The organism is Microcoleus sp. Pol1C5, from assembly GCF_036701115.1.
GTDB lineage: Bacteria > Cyanobacteriota > Cyanobacteriia > Cyanobacteriales > Microcoleaceae > Microcoleus.
In genome coordinates this window covers 85,160-96,644 of sequence record NZ_JAUBQE010000017.1, presented here as the reverse complement: position 1 = coordinate 96,644, position 11,485 = coordinate 85,160, and the positions used below count along the sequence as shown (strand labels likewise).

Annotated in this window: 9 protein-coding genes; 7 read left to right on the top strand and 2 right to left on the bottom strand. The window is 45.5% G+C overall.

Translation table 11 applies throughout. From position 1 onward, the window contains the following. The first annotated feature begins 19 nt into the window (after positions 1-19). From QUA23_RS11930 to QUA23_RS11920, 3 genes are all read left to right on the top strand, one after another. Entirely contained in the window at positions 20-1,063 is a 1,044-nt protein-coding gene (locus QUA23_RS11930; protein WP_333076214.1) for a DUF2235 domain-containing protein, read from the top strand. Positions 1,064-1,147: 84 nt separating this feature from the next. After that, positions 1,148-2,794 (top strand): peroxidase family protein, encoded by a 1,647-nt coding sequence (locus QUA23_RS11925; protein WP_333076215.1) that lies wholly within the window; start codon positions 1,148-1,150, stop codon positions 2,792-2,794. A gap of 62 nt (positions 2,795-2,856) precedes the next feature. Next, a complete protein-coding gene (locus QUA23_RS11920) occupies positions 2,857-4,194 on the top strand; it encodes a catalase (protein ID WP_333076216.1) in 1,338 nt (445 codons plus the stop codon). A 272-nt stretch (positions 4,195-4,466) separates the two neighbouring features. Here QUA23_RS11920 and rpsD read toward each other — a convergent pair whose 3' ends face one another. Next, positions 4,467-5,075: a 30S ribosomal protein S4 gene (gene rpsD, locus QUA23_RS11915; protein ID WP_006631941.1), complete on the bottom strand. Its 609-nt coding sequence runs from the start codon at positions 5,073-5,075 to the stop codon at positions 4,467-4,469. A gap of 196 nt (positions 5,076-5,271) precedes the next feature. Between rpsD and QUA23_RS11910 the strand changes: the two genes are divergently transcribed. Further along, positions 5,272-5,901, top strand: a complete 630-nt coding sequence (locus QUA23_RS11910) for a hypothetical protein (RefSeq protein WP_333076217.1) — start codon at positions 5,272-5,274, stop codon at positions 5,899-5,901. A 77-nt stretch (positions 5,902-5,978) separates the two neighbouring features. Beyond that, positions 5,979-6,326, top strand: coding sequence for a rhodanese-like domain-containing protein (locus QUA23_RS11905; protein ID WP_333076218.1), 348 nt, complete (start codon positions 5,979-5,981; stop codon positions 6,324-6,326). Between the two features lie 91 nt (positions 6,327-6,417). Here QUA23_RS11905 and QUA23_RS11900 read toward each other — a convergent pair whose 3' ends face one another. Next, entirely contained in the window at positions 6,418-8,142 is a 1,725-nt protein-coding gene (locus QUA23_RS11900; RefSeq protein WP_333076219.1) for an AAA-like domain-containing protein, read from the bottom strand. A gap of 302 nt (positions 8,143-8,444) precedes the next feature. On the opposite strand from QUA23_RS11900, the gene metK reads away from it, so the two are divergent. After that, positions 8,445-9,707 carry a methionine adenosyltransferase gene (metK, locus tag QUA23_RS11895; protein WP_242718244.1) on the top strand — a complete coding sequence of 421 codons (1,263 nt, stop codon included), beginning with the start codon at positions 8,445-8,447 and terminating at the stop codon, positions 9,705-9,707. Positions 9,708-9,915: 208 nt separating this feature from the next. Continuing rightward, positions 9,916-11,091, top strand: coding sequence for a family 10 glycosylhydrolase (locus tag QUA23_RS11890; protein ID WP_333076220.1), 1,176 nt, complete (start codon positions 9,916-9,918; stop codon positions 11,089-11,091). Positions 11,092-11,485: the final 394 nt, after the last annotated feature.

Below are 11,485 nucleotides of genomic sequence, written 5' to 3'. Positions count from 1 at the left end.
TCAAAGAGAGAATATAAAAATGACGAAACCAGGGAAACGTCTGATCGTTTGCTGTGATGGAACTTGGAACAAACTAGATACTACTTGCCCAACTAATGTGGTTAAGCTTGCCCAGGCAGTGAAACGGACAGCCAGTGACGGGGTTCCGCAGATCGTGTTTTATGACGAGGGAATAGGAGTAGACAGTAACAAGATTATGGGCGGAGTCACTGGGCTGGGAATCGATAAAAATATCCAAGATGCCTATCGTTTTCTTTCTTTCAACTACGATCGCGGTGACGAAATCTATCTATTCGGGTTCAGTCGCGGTGCTTACACAGTCAGGAGTCTAGCGGGGATGATCTATTGCTCCGGTCTCCTATCCCGCCGTTATGTTACCAAGGCATCAGAAGCTTACGAGCTTTACCGTAACCGAGGCATTAAACCAAATGATGACAAAGCAAAGAGTTTCCGCAAAGATTACGGAAAAGATTACGGCGATCGCGTCCCGATTACCTTGCTTGGTTGTTTCGACACCGTTGGAGCGCTCGGTATTCCTCTTGTACCCGCCTTGAAGAAGTTTGAGGGACAGATCAAAACAAGGTACAAATTCCACGACACCACTTTAAATAAGGATATTGAGAATGCGTTGCACGCCGTTGCGATCGACGAAATTCGCGAAGTCTTTGATGTTACCCTGATGAAGAAAAATCCTGATGCCCCGAACCAGAAGCTTCGTCAAGTTTGGTTTCCAGGCGAGCATGGCTGCATCGGCGGTGGTACGCCAGCATACCGCGGGTTATCAGATGCTGTCTTGAAGTGGATGTTGGATCAAATCAGTGACCTTGAATTGAAGCTTGAATTCGAGCCAGAGGCCATTGAGGATATCAAGCCTGATTATAAGGTTCCATTTCAAAACAATCCTGGGTTCTTCAAATTGGCAGGAATCAAGTGGCGCGAGGTGGGGGAGACCCTTGAGGATCTTCATGAAAGCGCGATCGAGCGCTTGAAAAAAAGCCAAGACTATCGGCCTAAGAATCTGCAAAAAATTCTCTCCAAAGTAATTGAAAATATAGAAAAATGATAAAACTTTATCAAACTCTCAGAACCGAACATCAGAAAATTTTGTAATCTACCTAATCTACAACAATCGAAAGGAAAAGGAATCATGACAAGAGATACATCTAGAGATGGATTGAGCAACAAAGCTTTAGCATATACGTTGACTCACTTCAAACCAATTTGGGATTTAGTTCAAAGTTACGAGCCTCTAAAACGTAAACTAAACAAATTTTTTCTAAATAGCATCATTTACAAACTTCCGACTCGCCCGCTTCCCTATAGCTTAATGGGCTTAGATCCCAAAATTCCAGGGACAGATATTCCCAAAAAAACTGATACCTACATCTCTTGGGATTCACTTACAGACAAGACTTATACTGGGCGACATTTACCTCCCGACCCAGAATTTAACAAAGAAGGGAATTTACCACCACTGGACAAATTAAAGACCTTATTCCAAAAAAGAAATGGAAAAACCCTTTATTCGGAAAAATCGACTCTGCTCTTTCCCTATTGGGTGCAGTGGTTTACAGATAGTTTTCTGCGGATAGATCAGCAAAACCGCTTCAAAAACACCTCCAACCATCAGATTGATATGTGTAATGTTTACGGGTTGACTCGCAAACAAACAAATATGCTCAGAGCTTTCAAAGACGGTAAATTTAAAACCCAAAAGCTCAAGCGCAAAGATGGCGTAGAAGAAGAGTATCCACTCTTTTATTATGCCGATCCTGAGCAGGGTATTATCGATCCTCAATTTGAAGGTCTTCATGCACCCCTTAATGATGAGAAAAGACAGCCCCCCGAAAAGAAAGGCAAGCTATTTGCAATGGGAGTTGAACGGGCAAACGTCCAAATTGGCTATGTCATGCTCAACACTTTATGTATCAGGGAGCATAATCGAATTTGTGATGCTTTGTCCAAAAGCTATCCGGAATGGGACGATGAGAGGCTCTTCCAAACCGCCAGAAATATTCTCATGGTGATTGTTCTCAATATCATTATGGAAGAGTACATTTTCCACATTACGCCCTATAATTTTAGGTTTTTTGCCGATCCTGAAGCTTTTACCAAGGAAAGTTGGTATCGAGAAAATTGGATGGCGATTGAGTTTAGTTTTGTCTATCGCTGGCATAGTGCGATTCCGGAAACCTTTATCTATGACGGCCAAGAAAAATCCATGTACGATTCCCTTTGGAATAATCAGATGTTAATTGATAAAGGGTTGGGTGCATTGATGGAAGAAAGTTGTTCCCAACCAGGCACTAGAATTGGTTTGTTTAACACACCTGATTTTAAGATCGCAGGAACACCCTATACATTTATTGATGCTACCGAACTAGCATCTGTTAAACTCGGACGGCAGGCGCAGTTAGCCAGTTATAACGATTACCGCGAAATGTGTGGTTATCCCAGGGTGACTGATTTCAATCAAATTACGGGTGACGAATACGCTCAACAGAAATTAAAAGAGTTGTACGGTCATGTTGATAAGATTGAATTATTTGTCGGATTGTACGCTGAAGATGTCCGGAAAAATTCAGCAATTCCGCCTTTAGTAGCACGGATAATTGGCATTGATGCTTTCTCCCAAGCTTTAACTAATCCTTTGCTATCGCCTAAAGTCTTCAATAAGGAAACTTTTTCAGAGGTTGGTTGGGAAATTATCCAAAATACCAAAACAGTCTCTGATTTAGTGAATCGTAATGTTCCTCCAAGCGATCCCAAGTACAAAGTCTCCTTCGATCTTTAAGTTGTAGCTGACAACTAAGACTCAAATTAGTTGGGGGCGCAAAGACACCTGCGCCCTCAAAAATGAGGAATAAAAAGGCGATCTTTTCGCAAGCGCTCGCCTACGGCAATTCGGAGCAATTGCACCAGCAGCTATACTATTTAACAGAGGCAACGGTTGGTGTAGAACCTTTTTTAGCGATTAACCGAAGGTTATTTATGAGCAAGAAGTTATTTACCGAATATCCCGAACAGGACGAACGCAAATACTACGATCTTTTGGTTGAGCAAGCCAAGCTTCGGATGGATAATCTTTACGGGGATAAAGAGCGGGCGCTGCGAGATACTCACGCCAAAACTCATGCTTGCGTTAAAGGAACTCTGGAAATTTTTGACTTTGATGAGGAAGCGATTAAACGGGAATTGGGCAAACGCGCTTCGTTAAGTTCTTCGCGACTCAATACTCTTTCCCTTAAGCAAGGTTTGCTGGCAAAACCCAAAGAATATCCTGTTTGGTTGCGATTTGCTAACGGGGCTACCAAGGTATACAATGATTACGCCAAAGATTCGCGCTCAATTTCAGTGAAAGTGATGGGGGTGGAAGGGGAAAGACTGGCGCAAAGCCACGAGTCAAAAACCCAGGACATCATTGTTCACAATTCAGAGATATTTGTGAGCCAAACCATCAAAGACTACTACGGCTTTTTTTCTGCTTTGGTTGAATCACCAGAGACATTGAAAAAGTGGCTAATTCGACATCCCAGACACTTTCTAGCGGTGTCAACGCTTACGGGTAGCCGGACTCCGAAGAGTTTGCTAACAGCCAAATATTGGAGCGGTTCACCCTCTGCTTTGGGTCTCAATCCCGATTTCGATCCCTCCCAGCCTGGTATAGTTCCTGTCGAATATCCGGCGGTAATTAAGTATGGGTTTACTCCGGTTTCATGCAAACCACCGCACGAGATAATTCCAGAACAATCTCGACCGGGAATCCCTAAAATTCCCTTTGTCGATCGCGCTAAAGCCTTGGGTTTAGATCCCAATAAACCAGACAATTATTACCGGGACGATCTAATTCAAGCCTTGGCGAAACCTGATGCCCAATACTGGTGGGATTTTGGCATCCAGTTCCAAACCAGTCTAAAAATGCCGATCGACGATGGCATCAATGTCTGGAAGGAAAAGGAATCACCCTTCTTGAGAGTAGGTCGTCTCACCGTCAAGCATCAGATTATTGATTATGAAAAACAATCTGATTTCAACGAAAACCTGAGATATTCTCCTTGGAACGGCTTAGCAGTTCATCGTCCAGTAGGTGCGATCAATCGGATACGCGGTGTTGTTTACCCCGTTGTAGCGAATTATCGCCTTCAAAAGCGAGGTCTTGTCCACCAAGAACCAACCGGAGAAGAAACATTTTAAAGGAAAAATTTGGGGTTCGGACATCATTTAATGCCCTCCGCCAGGTCTCTTCTGAGAAAAGGGCAACTCAAGGAAGTTAACAAGCGAAACCTTCAAAAAATCCCATCCCTTTTTAGGGGGTGGGAGTGTTGAAAATTATGAATTCTTAGTCCTCAGTCTTTAGTCCTCATTATTCAGTAGCAATTAATCAATAACTGGGTTCGTACCCAATTATTAATTATTCTGCTAGCAACCAACTGATGACTAATGACCAACGACTGATGACTAATAACTTAAGCTTGCCGCGAGTAGTATTCCACCACTAGCAGTTCGTTAATCTGTAGAGCAATCCACTCGCGTTCGATAACGCCGTTAACTTTGCCAATTAGTTTTTGCTTATCAAATTCCAAGTGATTCGGCAAGTGAGCCAAGCCTGGGTCTTTGAGATTAGCTTCTACCATTGTGCGCGAGCGCTCTCTATTTTTCACCGCAATCACATCACCAGGCTTGCACTGATAGCTGGCGATATTGACTTCACGGTCATTGACAGTTATGTGACCGTGATTTACCAATTGTCTAGCGGACGGAATGGTTGGAGCCATTCCCATCCGAAACACAGTATTGTCCAAGCGCATTTCCAAAAATTGCAGTAACACTTGACCTGTGGAGCCCGTGACACGGCGGGCTTTGCGGACGTAACGGAGCAGTTGGCGTTCCGTCACACCGTAATTGAAACGGAGTTTTTGCTTTTCTTGCAAGCGAACCGCATACTCAGAGAGCTTTTTGCGGTTTTGACCGTGCTGTCCAGGCGGATAATCTCGTCTGGGGGTTTTGCGGGTTAGACCCGGCAACTCTTTCAGGCGACGGACGATTCTCAATCGGGGGCCTCGATATCGAGACATTTATTTTCCTCTCTAATATCTGTATGCAATTTTATGCAGACTCTATATTATATGTGTGTAACGGTCAAAATTCCAACAAAGATCGATAAAAAAACGATCGACCGCAGCGCGATCCATAATGTGCGGTAAATTCTGAAGGAAAAGCCGATCGCTCGATCGCCCCAATCAGCCAAAAAAACTCACTACTCGATCTGCCATGCACAACCGCAATTTCTCCCGCACTTCTTCCCCAAAACCAGCACCGACAGGCTCAAGCCCTACCGCGCGCTGGATTTTGGCTCTCGGCACGCAGCTAGCAGCACTTGGTTTGTTAGCCACAGCACTGCCCATCTCACCAGCATCAGCCATCACTATTAGAATCCCTCGCTCTAGGAATCCCTATCGCGTCTGCGCCCTGGAACTAATCGAAGCCGGAGTGGGGGCAGAGGCCGCCGCCGCCGCTTGTGCTGACGCCCTCCGCCCCCGCGACATATCTAGATGCGCCCTCCAAATCAACCGCAAAACCAATATTTCTGGTGTCGAAGCGCTCTCTAGCTGTCGCCGGGTGAGGCGTCCCAAGGAATTGGCTACTTGCGTAGTGAATATTAACGGCAAAAGTCGAACTCAACCTGCTGCTCCCCTGGTAGTGCTTGATGGATGCCGCCGCAGTTTATTGCCACAACAGTTTGCTGAATGCGTAGTCGGTTTGAGCGGCAGGCTCGACTTTCCCACTGACCGGTTAATCGCCACTTGTCTTGACCCCAGCGACAGCGTGAGCCAGTTGGACGGGCGCCCTGCACCTACCCCTCCTGTGGAGCTAATTCCACCGCCTTCGCCCATCAATTAATAACGGTTGACTGTTAACGGTTGACTGTTAACGGTTGACTGTTAACTAATAACTGATGACTACTTTTTCCTAATCAAATGTCAGAAATTTTTGCTCAAATTACAGTCGAAGAATTAGCTCGCCAATTAGCAGAAACCAATGCTGAGAAATTGCAGCTTGTAGATGTGCGGGAACCTTACGAAATTGAACTCGCGGCGCTGCCGGGATTTGTAGCTTTTCCGCTGAGCGAGTTTGCCGAATGGTCTGGTGAAATTGACGCTAGACTCGATCGCGACAAAGAAACCTTAGTTCTGTGCCATCACGGAGTGCGATCTGCTCAAATGTGCCATTGGTTAACCGAGCGAGGATTTACCAACGTTAAAAATGTCGTTGGCGGCATAGATGCTTACTCAATGGTGGTCGATCGAACCGTCCCCCGCTATTAATATCAAATCCAGTTCTCAACTATCGTTTTTTTATAGTCCGCGCAGGCGGACTTTGTATGTGTAGAAACGAATTATATTTCCCAGGAAATACCTAATTAACAGCAGCAAATCGAAAATTTAAAAGCGTACTCATAGTGAGCCGATCGCGCCCCTCCCTTTTCGAGTCATAAAGAGCCTCATCAGCCGCCAGTAGCAGCGTTACGGCCTCATTTTCCTCGCTCGGAACAACGCTGGCAATTCCTAAACTAATCGTTACCACAGAATTAGGCAGGCCGTCAAGACTCTGCGGGTTAAAAACAATCTTCAAATCTTTCACTTTCGCTCTAATTTGTTCGGCAACAACCAGAGCCGCCGACGCATCAGTTTCAGGTAAAATAACAGCAAATTCCTCGCCACCGTAGCGAGCAGCTACATCAGCAGGACGCTGGAGCGATCGGCGAATTGTCTGAGCTACCGCTCGCAAACAATCATCTCCAGCTTGATGTCCGTAGGTATCATTATATATTTTGAAATAATCGAGATCGCACAAAATTAAGGATATCGGAGAACCCTCGCGAGCCATGTGTTTCCATTCGGTTCGCAAGCAACTATCAAAATACCGTCTGTTGCCAATTTGAGTAAGTTCGTCCACATTCACCAAAGCTTGCAGCCTTTGATTTTCTTGCTGCAACTCCTCCAAACCAACAGCCGACCACTTGTCCTCGCACAAATTTTGCCCTTGAAAATACAGCCGATATAATTCGCAAGACAAACTACAGTTATTTCCCTCTAATTTGACCAGTCCCATGCTGTCTAACTGATAAGCCATCAAAGGTTCGAGGTGAATGCTATTTTTAGCATCGACAACTTGTTGGAATGCGGAGGCGAGTTCGGGCTGCTGTTGAATGGCGATCGACTGATTTTGCAAGTAGTCGCTATAAATTCCGCTGTGAGTAGGAGCTGCTGTTAACAGTTCTGCCAACTCGGCTCGCCCCAGTTCCTCCCCAGGCTCATCCCGATCGACGGACAGGCGGTTTTGTTGCAAAATTGCCAAGTGATACAGCGCTAAATGCACTAAATAAGGATGCCCGCCTACCATGTTCATTAATTGCTGTATCGGATCGCGATCGCTCCAGCTTAGTCCATATCTACACGCCAAATCTTGAACTTGTTCCGCAGTAAATTCTGAGAGTTTAATCGGCATTCCTACATTAAATGGAGATTGATTAACATTCAAATCAATATAAATGGCTGTTGAATGAATAACCACGGTGCGGAGTTTTTGCCAAGTTGGGCTACCGCGAGCTTGTTCGTACCAAAAACGGATCACAGACAGAAAATCTTGAGCAATATTGGTGCGTTCAAATACTCGATTGATTTCGTTGATTACCAAGACAACAGGACTGTCAATTTGCGCGAGCAAATAGTTTTCAAAGTAAATAGTGCAGCTTACTTTGCTGCCCATATCTTCATCCCAGAATTTATCAATATTTGGTTCGAGTTTGAGTTGCCGAGCGACATTGACACAAAGCCAGCGCAAAAATTTATCTAAACTAGCAAAAACCGCTGCGTCGGCTTGCTGAAAGTCTACATTTACTGTGCGGTATCCACGATCGACTGCCGCGTCAATTATCCGCAGCATCAGCGAACTTTTGCCCATTTTTTTGGGAGCTTTAATGCGAACGAGGCCTCCGGGTTTGCTAATTTCTGTACAGGCCAGGGCTTCGGCCCCTGAGCGCTCAATATAAAATCGAGAGTCAAGCGGTATCGGGCCGCCGGGAAAATCTAGCTCGGCAACTGTTTGGATCAAGTTTGGTGATTTTTGGAGTCCTGCCATAGTCGTTGCACAAGGCGATACCCTGACTTTATCTTACCTTTGTCAGGTTAGGAGATAGACGAGCGGTGTCCAAGATCGATCGACAATCCTAAAAAATCTAAGTTTTTAGGGACTTCCCGGAACTGACTTTGCTATAGTAGTGTCACTTTACCCAGTCTCAAACCCTGCTTCAACACGGCTCTGCAGATCGACAAAAATTCGAAGGTAGCCCAGACGCGATCGTTCTGAGCCTTTACCTGAAAAATAACTCGTCGGTCGTCGATGTCGCGCAGGAAGAGTCCCTATCTAAGGAGAAATAATCATTGTCACGCCGCTACCTGTTTACCTCTGAATCGGTCACTGAAGGCCATCCCGATAAAATCTGCGATCAAATTTCAGATACGATTTTAGATGCCTTACTGACTGAAGACCCCAAAAGCCGCGTCGCAGCAGAAGTTGTCGTCAACACCGGCTTAATGCTGCTGACGGGCGAAATTACCACTAAAGCTCAGGTAAATTACATAGAATTAGCCCGGAAAAAAATAGCCGATATTGGCTACATCCACGCTGACAACGGCTTTTCGGCCAATAGTTGCTCAGTGTTGGTGGCTCTTGATTCTCAGTCTCCCGATATTGCTCAAGGGGTGAATACAGCCCACGAAAGCCGGGAACAATCGAGTGAAGAGGAATTGGACGCCATCGGCGCTGGCGACCAAGGTTTGATGTTCGGTTTTGCTTGCAACGAAACGCCGGAAATGATGCCTCTGCCGATCAGTTTAGCGCACCGGATTTGCCGTCAACTGGCCGCAGTCCGCAAAACCGGTCAGTTATCTTACCTGCGTCCCGACGGCAAAAGCCAAGTTACAGTCATCTATGAGGACGGCAAACCTGTTGGCATAGATACGATTTTAATTTCTACGCAGCACACCGAAACGATCGGCGACATCACAGACACAGCGGCAGTTCAAGCCAAAATCAAAGAAGACCTTTGGACTGCGATCGTCCAACCCGTGTTTGCCGATATTAGCGTGAAGCCGGATGCAGAAACTCGCTTCCTTGTCAACCCCACCGGCAAATTTGTGGTCGGCGGGCCTCAAGGAGATTCGGGTTTGACGGGCCGCAAAATTATTGTGGATACCTACGGCGGCTATTCCCGCCACGGCGGCGGCGCTTTTTCTGGGAAAGACCCCACCAAGGTAGACCGCAGCGCGGCTTATGCTTGTCGCTACGTTGCTAAAAATATTGTAGCGGCTGGTTTAGCCCAAAAGTGCGAAGTGCAGTTGAGTTATGCGATCGGCGTTGCGCGGCCTGTTAGCATGATGATCGAAACTTTTGGCACTGGAAAAGTTGATGACGATCGCCTTTTAGAAGTTGTGAAGCAGCATTTTGAACTGCGTCCTGCAGGAATCATTCAAGCATTTAACTTGCAGAATTTGCCTGCTGAAAGAGGCGGTCGTTTCTATCAAGATGTGGCGGCTTACGGTCACTTCGGACGCACTGATTTAGATTTGCCTTGGGAGGAAACTGATAAGGCGGAACTTTTGAAAGAAGCTTTGAGCCAGAAGTTGTCAGGAGTAGCTGGATAGTACGATTTTGGGGTGCGCGCCGCGCACCTTATCCATAAATAATATCGGGTGCTTCCAATGAATGTAGGGTGCGTACTCCGCACCTTATCAATAAATAATATAGGCGCTTCTTCGGCGCTTCTTATCCATAAATAATACCGGGTGCTACCAATCAATAACGTAGCGGGTGCAGTGCCCACCTTACAACAAAAAAAGATTAAATAAATAAATGGGATTTTTCACACCTTTCCAATCAGCAATTCGCAGTTTTGCCTCTTCCCTCCAACAGCGGTTGGCAACAACTGGATTTTCTGCACCAAATCCAGCAACGCTGCCCAGTTCGTTTGCGACTAAAAATCCTGGTGGAATTCGCGGCGTTTGGATAACCAGCACTGACTCCAAAGTTCTCACATCAAAAGAGCGAATTGCTGAGGCAATGGACTTTCTCGCAGATACGGGATTTAATACCGTTTTTCCTATAATTTGGAGCCAGGGTTATACGGCTTATCCTTCTAAAATTATGCGAGAAAAATTTGGGGTGGAAATTGACTCGCGCTATCAAGGTCGCGACCCCTTAGCAGAAATATGTGTTGAGGCAAAGAGAGTTGGTTTAAAAGTAATTCCTTGTTTTGAATACGGATTTGTGAGTTCTTACAATCGCAAGGGCGGTCATTTGCTGGCTAAAAAACCTGAGTGGACCGCCCGTGATGTCAGCGGCAATTTACTTAAGAAAAATAACTTTGACTGGATGAATTCTCTTGACCCGGAAGTGCAAGACTTTGTGCTGGGTTTGATGCTGGAAGTTGCTAAGAATTATCCGGTAGACGGCGTTCAAGGAGACGATCGCATTGCGTTTCCGGTAGAAGGCGGTTACGACGAAAAAACGGTTAAACGCTATCTAGAAGAGTGCGGTAAAGCAGCGCCGTCGGATTGTAAAGAACAACATTGGCTGCAGTGGCGTGCTAATATTATTACTGAGTTTGTAGCTCGTTTACACCGAGAAGTGAAAGCTATTAATCCTGATTTGTTGCTATCGATGTCGCCGAGTCCTTATGACTGGGGGCTGGTGGAATATTTGCAAGATTCTAAAGCTTGGGTTGACAAAAATTTGGTGGATCTGCTTCACCCGCAGTTTTATCGTCGCGATTTTAATGCTTACAAACAATTGGTCGATAAAATGATGTCGGGACAGCTTAGCGGGCAGCAAGTAAAGTGCGTGTCGCCCGGTATTTTGTTGACGAATCGAGGCAGTAAATATAGCATAACTCCCCAACTTTTGTTGCAAGTAATTGCTTACAACCGCTCTTGCGGGATTCAAGGAGAAGTGATGTTTTTTTACGAAGGTTTGCGAGATAACGATAACGCTTTGGCTAAGGTTTTGAAAAAAGGGCCCTATGCTCGTTGAGAGATTGTCCCGCAATCAAGCTGTTTCCGGTTGGCTGCGGTCAACCCAGCCGATCGCTATTTCAAGCCAAGTTGGTATAAAATAAGATGTTGCACCATTCTCAATAAGCTTTGATGAACAGGCAAGATGGCTGTTCCACAAAGGGTGAGTTTTCTTGTGGAACAGCTATCTTGCCTGTTGCTGACAATGGTGCAAGATGTGAGGATAAAATAATATAGCAGAGTTAGGCAAGTTAAAAGCGCAGCGATGCCAATCAGCAAGCGCTACTAATTGTCAAGGTGATCGCCCAAACAAACCCGATAATTAATAATTGGGGAGTTGCAAAAATAGTGGAATAAGACATATTTTAGAAGTGGGTGCAAGCTTTTTTTTAGAAGTAGCGTTTTGTAGACGC

Coding starts and splice junctions, on each gene's coding strand:
- QUA23_RS11930 (WP_333076214.1), top strand. CDS start 20: ATGACGAAACCAGGGAAACGTCTGATCGTTTGCTGTGATGGAACTTGG.
- QUA23_RS11925 (WP_333076215.1), top strand. CDS start 1,148: ATGACAAGAGATACATCTAGAGATGGATTGAGCAACAAAGCTTTAGCA.
- QUA23_RS11920 (WP_333076216.1), top strand. CDS start 2,857: ATGAGGAATAAAAAGGCGATCTTTTCGCAAGCGCTCGCCTACGGCAAT.
- rpsD (WP_006631941.1), bottom strand. CDS start 5,075: ATGTCTCGATATCGAGGCCCCCGATTGAGAATCGTCCGTCGCCTGAAA.
- QUA23_RS11910 (WP_333076217.1), top strand. CDS start 5,272: ATGCACAACCGCAATTTCTCCCGCACTTCTTCCCCAAAACCAGCACCG.
- QUA23_RS11905 (WP_333076218.1), top strand. CDS start 5,979: ATGTCAGAAATTTTTGCTCAAATTACAGTCGAAGAATTAGCTCGCCAA.
- QUA23_RS11900 (WP_333076219.1), bottom strand. CDS start 8,142: ATGGCAGGACTCCAAAAATCACCAAACTTGATCCAAACAGTTGCCGAG.
- QUA23_RS11890 (WP_333076220.1), top strand. CDS start 9,916: ATGGGATTTTTCACACCTTTCCAATCAGCAATTCGCAGTTTTGCCTCT.